The 20,528-nt window shown below is 35.8% G+C and carries 17 protein-coding genes and 1 pseudogene; 14 read left to right on the forward strand and 4 right to left on the reverse strand.

The window, feature by feature from the left end; all coding sequences use genetic code 11:
• Positions 1–6 precede the first annotated feature (6 nt).
• The 3 genes from rsmG to IGL98_RS17220 form a co-directional block, all read right to left on the reverse strand.
• A complete protein-coding gene (gene rsmG / locus IGL98_RS17210; protein WP_069647114.1) occupies positions 7–723 on the reverse strand; it encodes a 16S rRNA (guanine(527)-N(7))-methyltransferase RsmG in 717 nt (238 codons plus the stop codon).
• A 432-nt stretch (positions 724–1,155) separates the two neighbouring features.
• Entirely contained in the window at positions 1,156–2,550 is a 1,395-nt protein-coding gene (locus tag IGL98_RS17215; protein WP_206843878.1) for a M24 family metallopeptidase, read from the reverse strand.
• 37 nt (positions 2,551–2,587) lie between these two features.
• Positions 2,588–3,295: a GNAT family N-acetyltransferase gene (locus tag IGL98_RS17220; RefSeq protein WP_339099435.1), complete on the reverse strand. Its 708-nt coding sequence runs from the start codon at positions 3,293–3,295 to the stop codon at positions 2,588–2,590.
• A gap of 264 nt (positions 3,296–3,559) precedes the next feature.
• On the opposite strand from IGL98_RS17220, the gene IGL98_RS17225 reads away from it, so the two are divergent.
• From IGL98_RS17225 to essC, 7 genes and pseudogenes are all read left to right on the forward strand, one after another.
• Positions 3,560–4,276 carry a LytR/AlgR family response regulator transcription factor gene (locus IGL98_RS17225; protein ID WP_206843874.1) on the forward strand — a complete coding sequence of 239 codons (717 nt, stop codon included), beginning with the start codon at positions 3,560–3,562 and terminating at the stop codon, positions 4,274–4,276.
• Between the two features lie 323 nt (positions 4,277–4,599).
• Positions 4,600–4,902: a WXG100 family type VII secretion target gene (locus tag IGL98_RS17230; protein ID WP_010766560.1), complete on the forward strand. Its 303-nt coding sequence runs from the start codon at positions 4,600–4,602 to the stop codon at positions 4,900–4,902.
• A gap of 70 nt (positions 4,903–4,972) precedes the next feature.
• Entirely contained in the window at positions 4,973–8,320 is a 3,348-nt protein-coding gene (gene esaA, locus IGL98_RS17235) for a type VII secretion protein EsaA (protein ID WP_206911956.1), read from the forward strand.
• Entirely contained in the window at positions 8,317–8,787 is a 471-nt protein-coding gene (locus IGL98_RS17240) for a type VII secretion EssA family protein (protein ID WP_206911955.1), read from the forward strand. The genes esaA and IGL98_RS17240 overlap by 4 nt, the downstream gene beginning before the upstream one ends.
• Positions 8,777–9,034, forward strand: coding sequence for an EsaB/YukD family protein (locus IGL98_RS17245; protein ID WP_069647108.1), 258 nt, complete (start codon positions 8,777–8,779; stop codon positions 9,032–9,034). Before IGL98_RS17240 ends, IGL98_RS17245 begins: the two co-directional genes overlap by 11 nt.
• Positions 9,035–9,036: 2 nt before the next feature.
• Complete coding sequence (gene essB, locus IGL98_RS17250; protein ID WP_206911954.1) at positions 9,037–10,269, forward strand: type VII secretion protein EssB; 1,233 nt, start codon at positions 9,037–9,039, stop codon at positions 10,267–10,269.
• Positions 10,270–14,790, forward strand: a pseudogene (gene essC / locus IGL98_RS17255) (type VII secretion protein EssC).
• 112 nt (positions 14,791–14,902) lie between these two features.
• Here the strand turns inward: essC and IGL98_RS17260 are convergent.
• On the reverse strand, positions 14,903–16,087 hold the full coding sequence (locus IGL98_RS17260) for an IS110 family transposase (RefSeq protein WP_206912427.1): 1,185 nt from the start codon (positions 16,085–16,087) through the stop codon (positions 14,903–14,905).
• 318 nt (positions 16,088–16,405) lie between these two features.
• On the opposite strand from IGL98_RS17260, the gene IGL98_RS17265 reads away from it, so the two are divergent.
• From IGL98_RS17265 to IGL98_RS17295, 7 genes are read left to right on the forward strand one after another with little or no spacing between them, the layout of a single operon-like run.
• Positions 16,406–16,816 (forward strand): hypothetical protein, encoded by a 411-nt coding sequence (locus tag IGL98_RS17265; RefSeq protein WP_206913535.1) that lies wholly within the window; start codon positions 16,406–16,408, stop codon positions 16,814–16,816.
• Between the two features lie 3 nt (positions 16,817–16,819).
• Entirely contained in the window at positions 16,820–17,125 is a 306-nt protein-coding gene (locus IGL98_RS17270) for a hypothetical protein (protein WP_086345700.1), read from the forward strand.
• A complete protein-coding gene (locus IGL98_RS17275; RefSeq protein WP_206913533.1) occupies positions 17,122–17,832 on the forward strand; it encodes a DUF5081 family protein in 711 nt (236 codons plus the stop codon). Before IGL98_RS17270 ends, IGL98_RS17275 begins: the two co-directional genes overlap by 4 nt.
• Before the next feature lie 13 nt (positions 17,833–17,845).
• On the forward strand, positions 17,846–18,142 hold the full coding sequence (locus IGL98_RS17280; protein WP_206913531.1) for a hypothetical protein: 297 nt from the start codon (positions 17,846–17,848) through the stop codon (positions 18,140–18,142).
• Between the two features lie 19 nt (positions 18,143–18,161).
• Positions 18,162–19,646 carry a pre-toxin TG domain-containing protein gene (locus IGL98_RS17285; RefSeq protein ID WP_339099428.1) on the forward strand — a complete coding sequence of 495 codons (1,485 nt, stop codon included), beginning with the start codon at positions 18,162–18,164 and terminating at the stop codon, positions 19,644–19,646.
• 9 nt (positions 19,647–19,655) lie between these two features.
• A complete protein-coding gene (locus IGL98_RS17290; RefSeq protein WP_206913515.1) occupies positions 19,656–19,970 on the forward strand; it encodes a hypothetical protein in 315 nt (104 codons plus the stop codon).
• A 4-nt stretch (positions 19,971–19,974) separates the two neighbouring features.
• On the forward strand, positions 19,975–20,505 hold the full coding sequence (locus IGL98_RS17295; protein WP_206913517.1) for a hypothetical protein: 531 nt from the start codon (positions 19,975–19,977) through the stop codon (positions 20,503–20,505).
• Positions 20,506–20,528: the final 23 nt, after the last annotated feature.

Raw genomic sequence — 20,528 nt, forward strand, 5'->3', positions numbered from 1 at the left:
TCCATCTTATTTGATTGGTTGTTTATTTGGTAAACCTGGTTTTCTTGGGTATTTTTTGGGTGTTTCTTTTTTCTTTTGGATCACAACGATATGTCGCTCATCTTCGGTGATTGGTAATTCAAATGATACTTCTTTTTGAAATTTACCACCTAAAATGGCAATGGCAGGCTTGGCTTCAATAATTTCTTCTTCACTTTTAGCCGCTTTTAAGGCTAAGAAAAAACCATCCTTTTTGACTAACGGTAGGCACAGTTCACTTAATACATTTAAACGGGCAACTGCACGAGCTGTTACATAATCAAAAGCGCCACGGAATTCCTCCTTTTGACCAAACGTCTCTGCACGGTCATGATACAAAGAGACCTCTTCTAACTTCAACTCATTTACCAATTCAGTTAAAAATGTGATTCTTTTATTTAATGAATCGACAATCGTTACTTGCAGCGTTGGAAAAACAATTTTCAACGGAATGCTAGGAAACCCTGCTCCAGCCCCTACATCACAAATTGATTTATTTGTTGAAAAATCTTCAAAAAACGCTAGCGAAATAGAATCGTAGAAATGTTTTAAATAAACGTCTTTTTCTTCTGTAATCGCTGTTAGATTCATTTTTTCATTCCACTCAACGAGTAATTCAAAATAACGAGCAAATTGTTCCATTTGATGATCCGATAAATGAATCTCTTTTTGGCTTAATAGTTGTTTAAATTCTTCTGGTATCATATGTTTCCTTCCTTGCGTGAAACAGAAAAATGTTTCACAGTTGTCTTTTCTTACTTTAACGCAAATAGCAATTTCTTGCAATGTTTTTAGCGAGATTTATGGCAGTTGTAATGAAATGTTTCTTTCTATTATATACGCAAAAATTTTCTCCTTGTTTCAGATACAAATAAAAAGAATCGAAGAGCTTCTTAAACTAACTACTTTATTTTTACTCATAAATTACCAACCCTTCGAGTGTAGTGATATTTTAACGTCTCTAAAAAATAATACTCTTAAATATGTATCCATCGAAAATATTGAGACTTTGAAAAATAACATTGTTTTAAAGGAAATTGAACAAATGTTTCACGTGTAACAATGGGCTTCCAAAATAAAATAAGAACCCAAACTTCAAAATGAGTTATGGATCCTTATTCTCGTTACCTTATTAACCTACTTAACCCAGCGAAATGCTTGATCTTTTGCCAAGTAAAATGGTCGTAAATACCCTACTGTATTAGATAATGGGATGACATCTTCGCTTAAATCGATAGCCAATATTTCTTTGAGATAGCTTTTCCTTGTGATTATCCGTTGCCATAATTCTGGATAATCTTCTCTGATTTGTTTTTGTAAATTTTCATCAGCCAGTGCAACACATTCTTCGGCGCTCACTCCAGTGTACCCTGCCACAGATGGAATAATATCGATTTGTAAAATCATTCCACTCTTCAATCTTTCCTTAGATCCAGCATAAATCGGAGATGACATCCATTCTTCGTCTGATACTAAATGGCCAGGATTCAAGTGCCAATGATAATCCCCTTGAGGAAAAACAGTTTCGATCGTTTGATAGAGCTCATTCCCTGGCATTCCAATTTTTATCGTTTCCAACCAAGTAGTAACTGCTTGATAGTAAGGCTTAGCCACTCGCTCTAAATAATCTTGCTGATTTGCTGGAAGTTGGGACGCGTTTTCTATCACAAAACCAGTTCTGCTAGACAAACCACCTTTAAATGCAGTTGTTAAAGATAATGGATCACCTAATTTTACTTGTTTGTGTGTTGGGTAAACATTCCCATATTCAAAACGCTGACCTGTTGCGGCAATGGTCACCACCGTATTGGTTTGTCCTTCAGCAGTCAATTCATTGCCTAATTCGGCTTCAGTCACGCCAACTTGTACTGCATCCATCGCATTTAAAATACAACTGGAAGATAGATTTGCTCCATATTCATAGTGCGCGATCTCATTTGCGTTATTGGTTGTACGGGCGCCTTTGTCTCCTCGAATAAATAAATGTGCCGCATTTTTTAGCTCCGCTTGTTCGTTTTTACTTGTCAAAAGTGCTTGAATAATAAAATACGGAAGATCAAAATAAGCATCATTCTCTGAATCAGCTGTCGTAAACATCTTCCAGCCAACAACACCTATCTTACTCTTTTCAGATAAACCGATATTTTCAAAAATCACTTCCAACCTTGCTTCGTTATCCATCGGCTGGTTTGGTAAAGAAAATAATGGCGAGTGGATCAATCGGTTTTCGATCCGGGCGACCTTTGCCATTTTCAAGTTTTCATTTCCAAGAATCAACGTACATTCACCTGTAACCTCTAAAACAAGTAGTCCTTCTTCAAAACGAGGAATAAAACCCGTTAAATATTCAAAATTACCACCATGCTCTTTATCTGCATAGATTACTAGTGCGTCAAAACCTTCTGATTTCATATTGTCTAATACTTTTTGCTTTCTTTCACCCATCGTTTCATCTGTTAAAAAAGTTGGGGCTACATCGTTAAAAATCATTGGCTTAGAAACTTTTGTTAATTGGATTTCTGGCTTTTTCATTTCATCGATTTCCTTTCAAGTATGCTATTTTTACACTTTAAAACTCATTCAGACGCTTTCTTTGCTCTCCATCAGCAGTAAAATTGGAGTCAGACAACCATGATTCCATCCGGGCCTTTTGTTTTGGCCATTCACTTTCAAGGATAGAAAACCAGGCAGTATCCCGGTTGCGTTCTTTGTAAACTACAGCGTTACGAAAAATCCCTTCAAAAACAAAACCTAACCGCAGTGCTGCGTTTTTAGAAGGTTCATTTAACGCATCACACTTCCATTCATAGCGTCGATACCCTAACTCATCTAGCGCATAACAAGCTAAAAGATATTGTGCTTCTGTGGCTATTCGCGTTTTTTTCAGCTGATCAGAATAAATCACAAAACCAACTTCGATTGTTCCATGTTCGGGATTTATCCGCATCAAAGCTACTGTTCCTAATGCTTTTCCACTTGTTTTATCAATAATGGCGTAGTGAAATGGATCTTGTGAGTGGCTCATTGCTGTGAGATACTCTGAGAATTCTATTTTATTTTTAAATGACATTAAAGGTATATATGTCCAATTTTTAGGATTACTTTGCGGTCCGTATACTTGATATAGATCTTCTAAATGTTTGTTTGGGTCTACTTTTTCTAATCGGCAGTTGGTTCCTTCTAGTGTTGATTTTGTTGGATATGCTCTTGTAGACCAGTTAGTTACTGGATAGCCGATTGGTTGGTTGTATGAATTGTATTGTTGACCTTTTTTCACTTCGCTTCCCCCCATTTACTATCTTTAGTGTATCAAAAAAAGGCAGCTAATTATACATATAGCATTCATGCATTTTCATTAAAATAATTAGTATTTCAAAAAGAGTGTAACAAATTTTCTAAAAAGAGTGATTTGAGTAAAATTTTTGAGGATTTCTGTAATAAAAATATGATATGATTAGAATTGATAAAAATAAACAGAATAAAAGTGATAAACACACTATATATTTACATTTTGAATCTTAAACTCAAGGGAGATGAGCCATTGAAGATTGCATTGTGTGATAACAACCAGAGAGAAATGGGAAAAATTGAAAAATCTATAACTCTACACACTTCTCAAAAATACGAATTTGATTTTTTTAGTAACGGAGAAAAATTAGTACGGCACCTAAACGAAATAGATGTACATTACGCTATATACTTCATTTCTATTGAACTAAATGAAATGGATGGTATTGCATTAGCTCGAAAAATACGAGCCTTTGATTTAGAAGCATTGATTATTTTTGTATCTGACAATGTTCAGCGAATGCCTGAAGTATTCAAAGTCCAAGCGTTCGATTACTTGGTTAAGCCGATTTCTGATGACTGTTTACTAGAAATAATGGACCGAGCAAAAAATTATTTTACTGCTATTCATGCCTACTTCGAGTTTTCTTTTAACCGAAAACTTATTGTGCTTACAATGGATGAAATCGTCTATGTCGCTAAAAGTGGACGCATCGCCTATATCCACACAACAGGAAAAGTTTACAAAACGTATCTAACAATGGCTGAAATTTTAGATAAGTTGGATAAAGATCTATTTACTAGAATACATGGTAGTTATGTGGTGAACGTAAATTATATTGTTAAGATCATTAAAAATGAAGTCTTTGTTAAGTATTTTGAACACGACATACAACAAGAGAAGCTAACTTCTTTGCCTATGAGCAGAACTTTTAAAGATGAAGCAAAAAAACAAATACAGCGATTCTAAAATAAGGAGATCATGATTAAAGTTTGATTTTATATTTCATCCTTATATAAAATATAAACATAAAAAAATCTAATTTTTTATAAAAAATCTGTTTTTTCTTACAGATTTTTTTATTTTTCAAACTTATAGATAACTATAAAAACCTCATTAAGATAAAAAACACTCTAAATGGAAAGCATAAAACCTATTTTTATTGTTATTTTTTACTTAAAAATCGCAACTTATTACATTAAGTGATTCTATACCTCTTTTTTATGGTAACGTTTATATAAGTAGCGGGCATTAATAAATGCTTACTAAAAAAACAATTGGAGGAATGAAAAATGGCAGGCGATAGAATTAAATTATCCCCACAAGAACTAAGAACTTCTGCAACAAAATATACGGATGGTTCAAACCAAGTAAACGATATCTTACAGAAGTTACAATCTGAACAAGATACAATCCAAGGCAACTGGGAAGGTAGCGGTTTTGATAGCTTTAACGATCAATTCACTGCTTTAAAACCAAAAGTATCTGAGTTTGCTGAATTATTAGAGCAAATCAACAAACAATTGAACGAAGTTGCAAACATTGTAGAAGAAACAGACCAAAATATCTCTTCAGCAATCGGAAGAGGTCTATAAGAAACACATATCTGAGGAATAGAGAGGGCACTTGCTCCTCACTGTTCCTCTTTTTTTAGGAGAATGATAAATGAACAGTAAAAAACTATATTATATGTTGAAGTCTGTTTGGATGGTTGTAATATTACTTATTATGTTGATATTTATGAACCGAGATTTTACCGATATCTCTGCAAATAAAGCAAAAGAAGAACAAGATATGCGGTTAAATATTGCATTATTAAATGAAGATAACGGGATCAATAAAAATAACATAGACTATAACCTAGGCTCAGATTACGTAAAGAAAATTGAAAAAGATGCAACATACAACTGGTTTACAGTGAGTAGAGGGATTGCTGAAAATGGTTTAAAAAATGGCACTTATAATTTACTTGTTACAATCCCAAGCAATTTTTCAAGCAAACTTTTAGAGCTAGATAGTGAAGCACCAGAAAAAGTGCAAGTCAATTATAAAATCAATGCGAATGGGAATGCTACCTTAGAAAATGAATCTAGGAGTGTTGGGCGAAGAATCGTCAACGATTTGAACCAGCAGCTCGTGGATTTATATGTGGTCAGTATCGTTGATAATTTATATACTGCACAACAAAATATTGAAAAAGTTTATACTAACCAGACAGATTCAGTTGGTAAATTTCAAGATATTCTTTATCAGCCAACGATTAACTTTAAAGATTATTTACCAGGTATCACCTCACAATCTCAAAGCGCATTGCAAGCAAATGACCTACTGACAAACACCTTAGTCGATTTTATCAAAAATCCAGAGTCACTTGTCAGCAGTCACCAAGACTTTTCTACATTACTGGAACAGTTATTAAAACAACGTGCAGATGGCAAACTATCGTATGAGGAATTTGTAAAAATCTTAACGTCGATGGATGACAGTGTGCTAAGTTCAGAGACAAGTAAATTGTACAGCACACTTGAAAGTTTAAACCAGTCATTGCAAGATGATTTTATCGCCTCAGATGACGGTAACGGTCGTTATATCGAGCAGATGAATGCCTTAAATGAACAATTGGTTGCTTCTAAAGCCGATGTTGAAAAACAGATTGATGAATTAGAAGGAATTGAAGATAAGTATTTTGATACTTATAGTAAAGAATTTTTCAAACAATTTAGAGTAACCAATCCAGATGAAGTTACGTTTAAAGATGTCCTTACAAAAATGGATTATGACTCTGGGCAACTCTCAACTGTCTCAACTTTTAACAAAAACTATTTAGACAACATGCAAAAACGTTTAGATAGCCTGCCTTTCAAACAAGATACTCGGGATATCAACGAATTTAATGAACTCTTTATGTATGACTATTCTCCATATATAAAAAATCCAGCCATAGATAAAATCAGAACTAGTATGTATAAAAGTGGCGGGATACTTGAATATATAGAGGAAATCAATCAACAAATTCGTGATACAAATGAAAAGTATCCTGAAAATACACCAATAGATGAACTGGTGTGGAAAGTGGATAGTGAAACACTGAGAGAGAGTATCTACCATAAAGATTTAAGAACTGCTTATGACGGGCTAGTGAATCGAAGAAACTTTGCACATGCTGCCTCTAAGTCCTTTACTATTGAAACAACAAATTATAAAGATATTGGATCTATTACATTTGGAGAATTTCCAACCGGAATCGAGAGCGTTACTTATGGTTATCAAGGGATTATAGTTGAACCTGAAACTCCTATCCAAATCGAACGTAATAGCAAAATTACTTTTAATTATACTTTCACATCAGATTTTGATGAAACACAACCTGTTCCTGAATTCAGTATTACTGCAAAAGTTGTAGTTCCTTCTGTTGTTGGAGAAAGTGCGCCTATTACAAAAACAACACCTTCATTCAAAGTTACACCGAAAATAGAAGAAGCAACAACAGAAGAAACAAAAACTTCTGATACTGAAGAAGGTCAAACGACCGACACACAAATTGAAACAAATTCCCAAGTGGAAGAAGCACCACAGGTTGAAAACTATAATACTCGAGCTAGTAATGGAGAATACATCGCCACATGGACACAAAAAGCAGATGTTTCAGCCTTTCTATCAGAAAGTTACCTAGAAGCAAACCGACAATATGCGGAACAATTAGGTAGAAATATCGAATTATATCAAACAGTCAACGCAGAACTAAAAAACTTCAACAAATACCCATTCGATGTCTTCAACAACTTACTAGACATGAACATGACAGAAATGTTCAAACAAGTTCTTAACGGAACGTTTGCTACAGGTCATTACAAAGACCAACATGAAAAACTTGAAGCTTTACGCCGACAAGCAGACGATATCGATCGCCAATCCGAACGAATCGGAGAAAAACTGCAAGATATCCAAGGCAACACCATGAACCTGAACGAAAACGTTAAATCCCACTTAGCACAAATTGCTGATTGGCAAAAAACGATGACCGAAGCGACAACTTCTGAAACAAAAGTTGCTTCAGACAATACTGCAACAGATACAGAAATATCCGCGATCGATTCCATGCTAGACTCAATCAAAAAACAAGCAGAAATGCTTAAAGAAGCATCTGATATGAATGTCAAAGAAGCAGAAAGTGTTAAATCTGTCTTTACCTCATTCGATAAAGACGTACAAACCGCACAAAAAAATGGTGAAGACCTATCTGCTAATGCGGATGTCATCATGGACAATTTAAACAAAGAACTCGCTAACAACAATGATTTCGTCTCAGCATTTATCAAAGTATTGAACAATGCACACAAAGACGGCGTACCAAATAATACATTGCTACAATTTATCGCAAATCCTGTCAACGGAAAGTCAGAAGCCACGATCAAAACAACGGAAGTCAATGAACCATTCACTTGGATCTTGATCATGTATACCTTAAGTTTGTTTGTCGCTTACCTGTTTGCAACACAACCCGTTGCCAGAAAAGTCAAAAACAAATTCAAAAAAGAAAAACTATGGCTAAAAGACAACATGCTAGAAACATTACTGCTCAGCTTAAGTGCTATCGGCATTGGTTTGATCTTAAGTATGTTAAGTATCAGTGAATTAAGTATCGTCAAAGAATCCCAAATCGTTTGGGGCATGATGGTCGTATTGTTTATGCTGATTTTCTCATTATTAAATCACTATGCCATGAAACAATTCCATATCGCAGGTTTTGCTCTGAGTCTCTTCCTATTTATTAGTTATGTCTTTGTCACTAATGCAATTGGTAAAACCAAAGGAAACAATCCGATGGTCGACCTTATTCGCTCGATCAATCCACTATCGATAGGGGAAAATAACTTAGCAGATATTCTAGCAAATAATGCCTTAAATATTGTTCAGATCATTCTTTATCTATTAGCAATTGCAGCCTTGATCGTATTCAATATTTTCATCTGGAAACCCAAACGGAAAGCGAAGGAAGTGATGTCGAAATGAAAAAGCTACTATTCTTAAGTTTACTAGGAATCAGTATCCTTTCCTTTTCTGACGTAACCAACGCTGAAGAAACGTTACTTGATAACAACTTAGAATTACAAACAGATCGTTTAAATAAAGAGCAAGTGGACGATGGGAAAACCAAAAGCTTTGTAGCAGAAGAACGCTTATTTGAAACTGAAATGATCAAAAAAACGACCGATGCAAAAGCATTGGAAGAAAAACAAAAACAAGAAGACATGTCTAAGCTCTTCCTAACAAAAGGAGCAAAAGTAAAAGAATTAGACCCTACTCAGCTATTTACAGCAAGTGAAAATAACAAAGCAGCAGTAAAAAGAGAAGAAACTGAATCAACGGTTTCTTCTCCTCCTGCGTTATTTCCATTAATTTTAGGCTTAGCGTTGGTGACCGTTGTCACCTTACTTTTGTATCACAACAGAAAAAGAGGACAGAATCATGGCAGATAATACAGAGCATATCAACGTAACGTTGTTGTATCAGAAAAATAAAGAAAAAATGGTCGATTTAAGAATCCCAAATAACATTACTGTTTTTCGGTTTATTCGAGAATTGAACCAAATTTTTGGAAAAGAAAAAGATGTAAAAAAATACCAAATCAAAGTTTTGAATAAAGGACTTCTTTTAGATGAAGAACAAAAACTAAAAGATTTTCCGATTACTGACGGAGATATAATTGAAGTGTTGGGAGAATAATGATGGAAAATATGAAGGAAACAACTGTAGCTATACTAATTGAAAAACATACGTATGAATTTAAGAAAACACTGGAAAATTGGCAACTTGCCTTAAGAAAATCAGAAGTTCAAGTCAACGAAGAAAAGGATTTGGCTTTACTAAAAGTTGCTCATCCACTATTGATGGAAACAAGCATCCACTGGGAAGAAGATGCGGTGACGTTCACCTATGAATTACCAAAAGAACGCATTACCTTTACCGAATTAAAAGCTGGAACAAAAGAAGATAAACTTCGTGCCATGGCAAATATGGCCGCAGTTGAACAACTATTAGACTTACCTCTTACCTTCTTTATCCATCCAGAAAACTTGCTGTTTGATTATAACTTACAGCCAAAAATCGCTTATCGCGGACTAGACGGAAAAATGCCGCCGAAAGTGACAAATAACGACTTACTACTAAGACAATACAAAAGCTTGATCATCGCCTTATTCGAGAAAAAAGATGACTTTACTAAACTCTATGAAGGCCAATTAGAAATCAAAAAAGGCTCTGAATTTATCCAAACGATTCTGAAACAAGAAAGCTTTGAAGATATCAGACAATACTTGGTTCAAATGTACGATCAAACCGTAGAACATGCGGCAAAAACAATCAAAAAAGTCAGTAAAACTAAATTCCAAGTGATGAAACAGTTATCGATTTGGATGACAGTCCTATCTGCTATTTTAGTGGTTCCACTCGTTTATTTACTGTTTTTCCGTTTACCATTCTTAGATCGAATACAAAATACGGACACAGCTTTCTTGAAAAATGACTATGAAGCCGTGATCACAACGTTAGAACCAGTAAAAACAGCAAGTATTCCTTTCACGCAAAAATATGAATTAGCCTTTAGTTTCATTCAAGGGGAAGCATTGCAAGAACAACAGAAAAAAGTCATCTTAAACAACGTAACGTTACGTTCTGATGAAAATTACCTAGATTACTGGATCGAAAACGGTCGTGGAAATCTTGATGAAGCGCTAGATGTAGCGAAAAACTTAGAAGATTCTGATTTGATTTTATATGGAATCACACAAAAAATCGAACAAGTTAGAAAAGACACGAAAATGACTGGTACTGAAAAAGAAGAAACGATCGGCAAATTAGAAGCGGACTACAAAAAATACAAAGAAAAACGTGACGAAAGTGTGAATGCTGCAGCAGAAGCGGAACAAACACAAGGATCGACTGCTCAGGAGGGAAATTAGATGACCCAGACACAAGCCATCATCTACCTTCAAGGCTATCGCTATCAACTAATCCTTGATGCAGAAAAGACGCAACGAATCGGATCGGATAATCAAGCCTCTCTTCACTTGCCATTATTGACAGAAGCAGATGAATTGACGATTGAAAAGCAAGACGAGTGGGTAATCACACACCAAGGTCAAGAACATGTTTTATCCCTTGGCTCTCCCCTCACTCTTTCATTATCAGACGATCAACAAGCAACAGTTATTTTAACACCTGTGACCAAGCTACATGTGTTTGATCTATTAGATAAGAAAGAAATCATTTTAAGTACGGATAAAGGCGCAACCCTTGAATTACCGAATGATCATTTAGCCGAGCCTCTTTCCGCTATTTTGAAAAAACAAGACGATCAATGGTTGTTGACAGTCCTTTCTAGTGAGTTGATGCTCAATAATCAGCTATTTACCGGCACAGAGTATTTACTTGGTAAAGGAGACGAACTGTCTTTCTTGCACCACACATTGAAGGTCTTTACCCATGAAATCCATGCAACAGAAGGCACGATCATCAAATCTGATTTATGCGAAATCTATACGTCTCGTTATGACGTGTATGAAGATTACCCAGATTTTCACCGTTCACCGCGGATCATTTACCGTGAGCCAGAAGAAAAAATGATTATCAATGCCCCAAGTGAACCAAACAGTAAACAACAAGACCAACTGATCAAAACGATTTTACCACCGATCGTGATGTTGATGGTGACAGTTGCGATGGCCTTTTTCAGACCGAATGGCTTATTCGTCTTAGCCAGTGCGGCAACGACCTTGATTACGATTATTTTCTCGATCACGAATTACTTTAAAGGGAAAAAAGAGCACAAACAAAGCTTGATCGACCGTGAAGTCAGCTATAAGAAATATTTAGTGGATAAATCGGTAGAATTGCACCAATTAAATCAAGAACAAAAACAAGGGCAATTGTATCATTATCCAACGGTTTCAGAATTGTTGGAGATGACAAAAACGTATAGCCCAAGAATTTATGAAAAAACACCGTTGCATTTTGACTTTCTCTTCTACCGTTTAGGATTGGGAACGCTTGGTTCATCAAGTGAAATTACCTATTCTAACAAAGAACGTGGCAAAGAAACGGATGATTTAGAAAAAAGTGGGTATGAGCTTTATACGAAGAGTTTAGAGCTAGAGGATATGCCGATTGTTGCCAACTTAGTGAATGGACCTGTTGGGTATATTGGCGCTAGAAACTTAGTGTTGGAACAGCTTCATTTATTAGTCAATCAGTTATCTGTATTCCATAGCTACCATGATCTACAATTTATCTCAATTTTTCCAGAAGCTGAAAAAGACCTGTGGGAATGGATGCGTTGGTTGCCTCATGCAACGATGCAAGATGTGAATGTGCGCGGGTTTGTCTATAACCAACGGAGCCGTGACCAAGTGTTGAATAGTTTGAATCAAATTTTGAAAAACCGTAAAAATTCCATGGAAGAAAACCGCAATAGTCGGGATAGTACCATCTTCTCCCCTCATTATGTGGTAATGATCACCGATGAGAAGTTGATTTTGGATCATGTCATTATGGAATTCTTTAATGAAGATCCGAGTGAGCTTGGTTGTAGCGTGATTTTCGTGGAAGATGTTATGAGTAGCTTATCGGATAATATCAAAACGGTTATCGATATCCGTGATCGCAATACTGGGGTGCTTTTGTTGGAAGAAGGGAAATTGAAAAATACGCCGTTCCAATTGGATCACTTCCCTACTGCGTTTAATAAAGAACAATTACCACGATTATTGGCGCCATTGAATCACTTACAAAACTTGAAATCAAGTATTCCTGAAGCCGTGACGTTCTTAGAAATGTACGGTATCGAGAAATTTGAGGAATTTAATGTGCCCCAACGTTGGGCCGAACATTCGCCACATAAAACCTTGGCTGTACCGCTTGGTTTACGTGGAAAAGACGATATCGTGTACTTGAACTTACATGAAAAAGCCCACGGACCTCATGGTTTAGTCGCTGGGACGACAGGTTCTGGTAAATCGGAGATCGTGCAGAGTTATATTTTGAGTTTAGCGGTGAATTTCCATCCTTATGATGTGGCTTTCCTACTGATTGACTACAAAGGTGGCGGAATGGCGAACTTGTTCCGTAACTTACCTCACTTATTAGGGAGTATTACCAACCTAGATGGCGCTCAAAGTATGCGTGCCTTAATCTCCATCAACGCCGAGCTAAAACGCCGTCAGCGCCTTTTCTCGGAGAATAATGTGAATCATATCAATCAGTATCAAAAATTATATAAAAATGGCGATGTTGAAGAGCCCATGCCTCACCTCTTCTTAATTTCAGATGAGTTTGCGGAATTGAAATCAGAACAGCCTGAGTTTATGAAGGAGCTCGTTTCCACTGCTCGTATTGGGCGTTCATTGGGGATTCACTTGATTCTTGCGACGCAAAAACCAAGTGGTGTGGTAAACGATCAAATTTGGAGTAACTCGAAATTTAAATTAGCGTTGAAAGTGGCGGATAAAGCCGATTCGATGGAAATGTTGAAAACACCAGATGCGGCGGAAATCACCCAAGCTGGGCGTGCTTACTTGCAAGTGGGAAATAATGAAATTTATGAATTGTTCCAAAGTGCGTGGAGTGGTGCGGATTATCAGCCTGAGAAAGATGACCAACAGATTGAGGATCATACGATTTACTTGGTTAACGATCTTGGTCAGTATGAGATTTTAAGTGAAGATTTAAGTGGCTTGGAAAATGCGGATGATGTGAAACAGATTCCGACAGAACTCGATGCCATTATTGATGGGATTCATGAAGTGGCAGAACGTGAAAATATCACACCACTACCGAGACCTTGGTTACCACCGTTGGAAGAACGAATTGCTTCTTCTACCCTTCATCCTGTGGACTTTAGAGAAGAATGGTTAACGGAGAAACAGCCGCTTGAACCTGTGCTTGGTGTGGTGGATGTGCCGAGTATGCAGGCACAGAATACGTTGCGTTTGAATATGACGCAAGAAGGTCATATGACCGTGTTTAGTAGTCCTGGGTATGGTAAGAGTACGTTTATGCAGACGGTTGTGATGGATTTGGCGAGAGTGCATAGTCCTGAGCGGTTGAATGTTTACTTGCTTGATTTTGGGACGAATGGTTTACTTCCGTTGAAGAAATTACCGCATGTCGCAGATACCATGAGTATTGATGAAGAAGAGAAAATCGAGAAATTTGCTCGTAGAATAAATGATGAGTTGAAACGCCGTAAGAAGTTGTTGAGTGAGTTTTCTGTGGCTAGTTTGGATATGTATGAACGTGCTAGTGGCAAAGAAGAACCGATTATCCTTATTCTTCTAGATGGTTTTGAAGGAATGAAAGGTGCCAAGTTTGAGGAGATCCTTTAAAAAGTTATTACGCAAGTAGCTCGTGAAGGTGCTGGGATTGGACTTCACCTATTACTTTCTGCGGGACGTCAGAATTCAATGCGCATGACGCTTTCAAGTAATATCAAGACACAAATTGTGTTGAAGATGATTGATGATTCAGAACCTAGAGCAATCGTTGGACGGACGACATTAACGATTGATGACTTACCTGGTCGCGGGTTGATCAAGTTGGAAGAACCTGAATTGTTCCAAACTGCCCTTCCAGCTGATGGTGAAGATACGTTGCAGATCATTGAATCGATTCAAGAAGAAGTTAGCCAAATGGATGAACATTGGACTGGTGAAAGACCTGAACCGATTCCTATGGTTCCTGAAATATTGTACTTTGAAGAATTTAAACAGAAAAAACAAGTGCAAGAATTATTGGAACAACAACAAATTCCAATTGGGTTAGAATTTGAAGCTGTTGAACCTGTTGCAAGATCCATTGCAAGCTTAAACCAATTAGCTGTTTTTGCACCAAAACCAGAACGATTACTTTATTGCTTAACAAGTATTCAAAATTTCATTGTTGATTCTGGTCACTATCAATATGCAATTTTAGATGATCAAGAAGAAAATTTTGCTAAATATCGTGGTGGAGCCACTCACTATACTTCAAACCACTCGGAATATCCAGAAATTTTCCAAAAATTAGTGGAACTTATGGAAGATCGTGAAGATGATTTTGAAGATATGAAAGAAGATGGCGAAGTTGCAAATATGAAAGAGTATTTAACAAAAATCAAACCATTTATCTTAGTAATGCCAAATATCCCGTATATATTAACCGAAATGCCAAGGGAAATGGAGTTAGCTTTTGTAAAAATACTACAAAATGGACCAAAAATGGGTATATATCTTCTATTCGGTTCATTGTTCAATGGAATTACTGGCTACGACGATGCAAGCAAGCTATTGAAGACTATCAACAAAGGAATTGTTTTAGGAAAAGTAGCAGATCAAAACCAATTAAAAGCCTCAAACTTAGGTTATCGTGAGCCTCAACTTGATGATACAGAAGGATACTTCGTAGAAAATGATTTTGCTGAGAAAGTAAAAATATCATTGGGAAGATAGAAATCTGAAAGACTAACTATAAGAAGTCAAGTAAAGAATAAAAGAATTAGTCCAAAATTTAATAACAAAAAAGTGCATAACAAATAAGAGAAAGCAAAGGTATTTTTTTGAGTTACATTCGTATTTCGTAAGGTTCGTTCTTTTTGAGAATCGCATGAACGATGTAACATAACTTTCTGGAAACTGCTCCAAGAGCTGTGAGGTGGTGTTTCCCTTCAGAACGTTTCTTTTCGTAGAAGGCTTTAAGAACAGGATCATGTTGTACTGCAATTAAAGCAGCTGAAAATAAGGCTTTTCTAAGATAAGGGGAACCACGTTTACTCATAACGTTATGTGTTGCTTGATATTGACCAGACTGAGAAACAGTCGCGTCTAGACCAGCGTATGCGACTAATTTTGTAGGATTGGAAAATTTACTAATGTCTCCAATTTCCCCAAGAATAGTAGCGCCATTGATTGGTCCGATCCCTGGGATCGTTTCAATGACAGAATGCAGAGTAACCATGATTTTTTTGATTTCAGTTTCAGTATCTTTAATTTGGGCTTCCAGAAATTTAAGTTGTTCAATCATTGATCGTAATTGGAAAGTAAAGGTCTCTTGAGCAAAAGTAATACCAAAAGATCGACTCGCAGCACTTTTTAAGGCATTGGCTTTATCTATCCCTAAACGATTGTGACTCGCTTCTTTAAGTAGTTTCGCAAGAGTATTCGCAGAGATATCATGGAGTGTTTCAGGAGAACTAAATTCAAGTAAAATTTCTTTTGATGCTTTACCAAAAACACCTGATTTACCGAATACTGAGTCATACTCAGGGAAAACTTGGTCTAATACGGCAATGATTTTACGTTTAAAGTCACTCGCTGTCCCAACTAGGTAAGTACGATAACGGGAAAGCTGTTTAAGAGAAAAAATATTTTCATCAGAGAGTGTCGTTTCAACAAAGGAACCGAAGCGAATCAGATCTGCAATTAAAACTGAATCAATAATATCATTCTTACGTTTACGAATTTCTGTCCCTTTACGCCACCCATCCGTTTGGAGGGGGTTAAGAACATGAATTAAAAACTCTTTTTCATGTAAGTATGAAAAAACCGTTAACCAATAATGACCGGTAGCTTCCATACCTACAGTAAAATCATCTGATGAAGAAGAAAAATCATGAATTTTTCCAAGTAATTTTTCTCCACCTTCAATGGTATTCGGAAAAGAAAATCCTTTAAGAACAACCTTTCCTTCATCATTCATGATTGAAGCAACATGGGAACGTTTCCCAATATCAATTCCAATGTAGAACATAATTATACCGCCTTCATAAGGATTTGGATTGAAATCCACTCAACTGAAAAGCGTTACTACCTTGTTCTAGATACGGAGTAAAGCCAGAAGGCTTTCAACATCTAACTCATTCGTAAACAGCTAAACAGAGAGAGGTGTCAGTCTTTCGATGACGAGCTCATAGACTCAAGGAGAAAACGACATAGCCTCTCAATCCAGTAATTATATTATCTCAAATTTATTGAGTTAATACCTAATGAAAAATAACAATGGTTCATAAGGTTATCCACTAAAATCGGAAGATTAAAACCTTAAATATAATATACAAGGAGAAACTATATGTACTTTTTTGTAACCAGAGAAAGCGAAAGAAAAGCAAATCAATATGAACACTTGTGTAATAAATTGGACAAACGCATTCGTGACCATGATAAACACATGAACAACGCAAAAGAAATTTTTTCAACTTATAAAGGAACTGTGTCAAACTTTTCAAATTCTAAGATTCCATCCAATCATTTTGACCCAAAGCGAGAAGAATTAACAGAAAAGTTAAGTACGTACATTAGTCAAGAAGAAGCAAAAAGCGTTAGTATTACTTCTGCAAAAAATCAAGCTGAAACTAGAAAAAACTATTATATCAACAAAGTAAATCAAGAGATCGAACAAGAACGTCAAGCAAAAGAAGCACAACGACGAGAAGCAAAAGAAAAAGCTGACAAGGCTAGAAAAGAAAGGGAGCGTGCTTAAAAGATGGGATTATCCAAATTAGATATCACTGAAAGTGAAGTCAATACGGCAATTAGCTCTGCCACAACTTTAACACGCCTACTAGGCGACTCAAACGCGAAAGCAAAAAGCTTACTAAGTAAAGTACAGGGCTCTAAATGGGATGGTGAAGCGAAAGATTCCTTTATAGCCTACCTAAGTATTGTTCAAAAATATCATTCAGATATGCACAAAGCTAGTAAGAAACAAACGAAAGCTCTAAAAACAATTCCTACAGGAATTTCTGGTTACGAAAGTCATGGTGAAGTATCGAAGGTGAAGAGCTTATGATGACCGAAACAAAAGTAACACGAAATGATGTTTTTCATTTATACGAATTATATTTAATGGCTGAAGCCACGGAAAATGAAGTGATTTTTGGCTTACCTGACAAAAGTGTCTATGCTATTACTGATCCACAGTATTTAGAAACAGCCATAGAAGCTATTCAAGAAAAAGGTATTTTAGATGAAGAAGGTCACATTTCTGAGGGCGGATTCTTTGTTATAAAAGCTCTACAAGAATATGCAACTTCTAAAAAATATGTTCAGCTAAATAATTTAATGATTGCTTTTAGTGAAAGTGAACCAGATGAACTAATTGTGCTTACCGAGGTAGAAAATCAAACCTATTATCAGATAAAGGTGATGGATAAACGCCTTGTGTTGAAAGATTTGTTCGACTCACTACCAATTGTTCAACGAGAACCTCTATCTGATGAGACTGAGTTTACCTTGAAAAAACTCAGAAATCGCGAAAGAAGATCCATTTTAGAAGAAGAGGTCGGAGAAAATGTTCTTTCCATTGCAGTTTTCGACACAAATGCAGTACAAACGGAAGAAGAATTCGCACAATGGCTTTATTTTATGGAAGAAGACAAACTTTGTGCGGTTAATGTTGAGGAGGAATCCTACTATCGAGCAAGTCAGTATTGGCTAATGAAAGAACTATTTGATAGCTTAGCAATTCCTTACCCACAAGAAAGTGAAGGAAAGTAAAAGAGGGAATGATATGGCACAAAACGTAGATATAAACATTGGTGATATTGAAGATTTTGCTGCAGATTTAATGGATATTCTTGAAACAATCGAAGAAGCTTGCAAAGAAGCACAAAAAATCGGTAATTTAAAATTTTATAAAGAAGGACAAGCAAAAGACGCTGTTAGAAAATTAAAAGATATCCCAAATAAATATGCTTCTGTTGCTGAACATTATGGCAGACTGCTACAAATAACTGCATTGACTTGGGAGCAAATGAGCGAAATGGATACAGGCATTTCTAACGGCATACAGGCTGCACAGAAATAGTTAGAAAAGAGGTGAAATAATGGCAGATGTAAAGTATACTCAAAGTAGTTGGGAAAAAATGGGACGTGACTTAGGAAATTTAATTGGTTCTGGATGGGGTAAAGGTGTCCATGAAGAATTAAATGATGTCACTAAAAATTTAGAAAAAGCAGAAGACAATATCGCAACCTATGACGAAGATGGAATTATCAGTTTCAGTCATACCGATCGAAGTAGTCAGTATAAAGAGATTGGTGAAAAACTAAAAGTACTGAAAGATTTCACAGGACAAGTTAACACTATTTTATCTACTGAAATCGACGATCCTTTCTATAAAGAAATGGATGCCTATGTAACTGCTGTAAGAGATTTAGATATCACAGAATACTCAGTATCGAATAGCTTAGGGATAAAAGAAACTAGAACGGCATACGCTATGGGAAGCAACATGACGTATGAGGTAAAAAAAGATAAAATCAACCTTAATGATATTTTAAATGGGGATAACCCAGTTGGTAAAGCGATGGTTGACGAGTGGAAAAACTATTTAAAAAACAATCCTGGAGCAAAAGATTTATCTTACGCTGACTACCAAAAAGCAGCCCTTTATTCTGGAGCGTTTGAATACGAATCTATTTCAGATGGACAGAAGAAAAAAGAATTTTGGTTCAACATGGCTGCACTTGCAACAACTGTTGTCGTAGGAATCGTTTGCCCTCCTGCTGGTTTTGCGTTAGGCGCTGCGCTGGGTGGTTATGAAATGCTCAATGCCGCAGTTGGTAAAGATTTATTAAGTGGTCGTGAATTAGGTACTGGTGAACGCTGGTTCCGAGCTGGTACTGGTGCTCTAGGCGTATTTGGTGGTGTGAAAGGATTAAGTTCCTTCAGTAAAAATATTCGTATGGTCAAAGGTGCATCATCCACTAAGATGGAACATGTTGTGAAGATGATGCAGAATAGTGGCCGAAGTAATTATAAGAGTATCACTAGCCAAGCTAAAAATTCGTTAACAAGTTTATCCAAACAATTAAATTCAATAAAAGATCCTGGAAAAAAAGCAGAGTTTTTGTTAGAACAATCGAATAAATTAGATGTTTCAACTGGAAAAAATAAATCAATTTTTTATGCAGGAAGAACCCAATATTATAACAATGCTACTGGCAAATTGGAAACAGTTACTGCTAGACAAATGGCAGAAAATTATGCAGATCAATTATTAAAAAATAAAGGAGTAACCAAATTAACTTTAGAAAGAACTCCTGGTGGTAAATGGATGGATGACTTGAAATTGTTTGAAAAGCTTTCTGATGGTGCTTACACTTATGAGAAATATGGACTAAATGAAGCCGAAGCAAAACAAATTTGGTCGAATCTCTCTTCTAGATATGCAGATGGAGCAAGTGGTGCAGTAACTGCTTTCACGAAAAACGTACCCGATAAGTTTAAACCACAAACTATTTTTTGGTCTACAGAACTTCCCCAGCTTAGAACTAATCCGAATGTATCTCATATAAATATAAGGTGATGATAGACAATGAGCAAAGAAAAATTTCAAATAATGACTAAAGCTACAGAAAAAGAAAATCTAATTTATAGCGATTCATCTTGTATCGTATATTGCAATGTTGCAGATTTTAGGGACGATAGTTTTTGGACTATTATATTGTGGTCAGAAAACAAAAAAGATAAGCAACAAATAAAATTAACAAACGTACAAGTATTAGAGGTTTATAAACGTATTAACTACTTAACAGTAAAAGAACTAAGTAAACAGATATATGTTAGTAAATTAGGCTTAATAGAAGATGCTCCTATGTCCTTAGAAATTCCCATATTAGATTGGAAGTGAAAAAATGATAAAAATAATAATCGATGATGTACAACTATCTGTAAAAATGGGTTGGTCATTTATCAGTATATCGAACCAAACAAAAAAACTAGTATTGCCAATAGAACAGCGAGTTGATAAGTCTGATATTGTAAATATTCCATCTGAAGGTAATTTTGATAATACTCCAATAACAAAAATAAAAGAAACACTGGCTCAAATGGATTGGAACAGAGATATTACCTTCATTCAAAGCCCTATAGAATTGGAGTTAATTAGCTTCTCTGAAAATGAATATGAAGAAGGTTCACTTGAATCAACTTCCGGTGGGCAAGAATTTTTAAATTTAGACTTGTTTGACCCAGATAATGATATAGAAAAAGAAGTGGTTAAAGAACTATGGCTTAATTTGGAAACGCGATTTGCTGAAGCTGCAACAGGTTTTGTATCTATTTATACTAATTCATTTGATGATGATAGTGTTTTTAATAAAATCACGATTCCAACACTATTGAAAAATGACGATGTGACATTAAACTTTATTGATCATAAGTAGCGATTCTAAATAAGATATAATAG

Origin of the sequence: Enterococcus sp. DIV0840, from assembly GCF_050527835.1 — a bacterium.
Taxonomy (GTDB): Bacteria; Bacillota; Bacilli; order Lactobacillales; family Enterococcaceae; genus Enterococcus_L; species Enterococcus_L ureasiticus.

Excerpts from the sequence above, each read along its gene's own strand:
- IGL98_RS17240 (WP_206911955.1), top strand. The coding sequence starts at position 8,317 with ATGAAAAAGCTACTATTCTTAAGTTTACTAGGAATCAGTATCCTTTCC.
- esaA (WP_206911956.1), top strand. The coding sequence starts at position 4,973 with ATGAACAGTAAAAAACTATATTATATGTTGAAGTCTGTTTGGATGGTT.
- IGL98_RS17275 (WP_206913533.1), top strand. The coding sequence starts at position 17,122 with ATGATGACCGAAACAAAAGTAACACGAAATGATGTTTTTCATTTATAC.
- IGL98_RS17295 (WP_206913517.1), top strand. The coding sequence starts at position 19,975 with ATGATAAAAATAATAATCGATGATGTACAACTATCTGTAAAAATGGGT.
- IGL98_RS17290 (WP_206913515.1), top strand. The coding sequence starts at position 19,656 with ATGAGCAAAGAAAAATTTCAAATAATGACTAAAGCTACAGAAAAAGAA.
- IGL98_RS17230 (WP_010766560.1), top strand. The coding sequence starts at position 4,600 with ATGGCAGGCGATAGAATTAAATTATCCCCACAAGAACTAAGAACTTCT.
- IGL98_RS17245 (WP_069647108.1), top strand. The coding sequence starts at position 8,777 with ATGGCAGATAATACAGAGCATATCAACGTAACGTTGTTGTATCAGAAA.
- IGL98_RS17265 (WP_206913535.1), top strand. The coding sequence starts at position 16,406 with ATGTACTTTTTTGTAACCAGAGAAAGCGAAAGAAAAGCAAATCAATAT.
- essB (WP_206911954.1), top strand. The coding sequence starts at position 9,037 with ATGGAAAATATGAAGGAAACAACTGTAGCTATACTAATTGAAAAACAT.
- rsmG (WP_069647114.1), bottom strand. The coding sequence starts at position 723 with ATGATACCAGAAGAATTTAAACAACTATTAAGCCAAAAAGAGATTCAT.
- IGL98_RS17270 (WP_086345700.1), top strand. The coding sequence starts at position 16,820 with ATGGGATTATCCAAATTAGATATCACTGAAAGTGAAGTCAATACGGCA.
- IGL98_RS17285 (WP_339099428.1), top strand. The coding sequence starts at position 18,162 with ATGGCAGATGTAAAGTATACTCAAAGTAGTTGGGAAAAAATGGGACGT.
- IGL98_RS17260 (WP_206912427.1), bottom strand. The coding sequence starts at position 16,087 with ATGTTCTACATTGGAATTGATATTGGGAAACGTTCCCATGTTGCTTCA.
- IGL98_RS17280 (WP_206913531.1), top strand. The coding sequence starts at position 17,846 with ATGGCACAAAACGTAGATATAAACATTGGTGATATTGAAGATTTTGCT.
- IGL98_RS17215 (WP_206843878.1), bottom strand. The coding sequence starts at position 2,550 with ATGAAAAAGCCAGAAATCCAATTAACAAAAGTTTCTAAGCCAATGATT.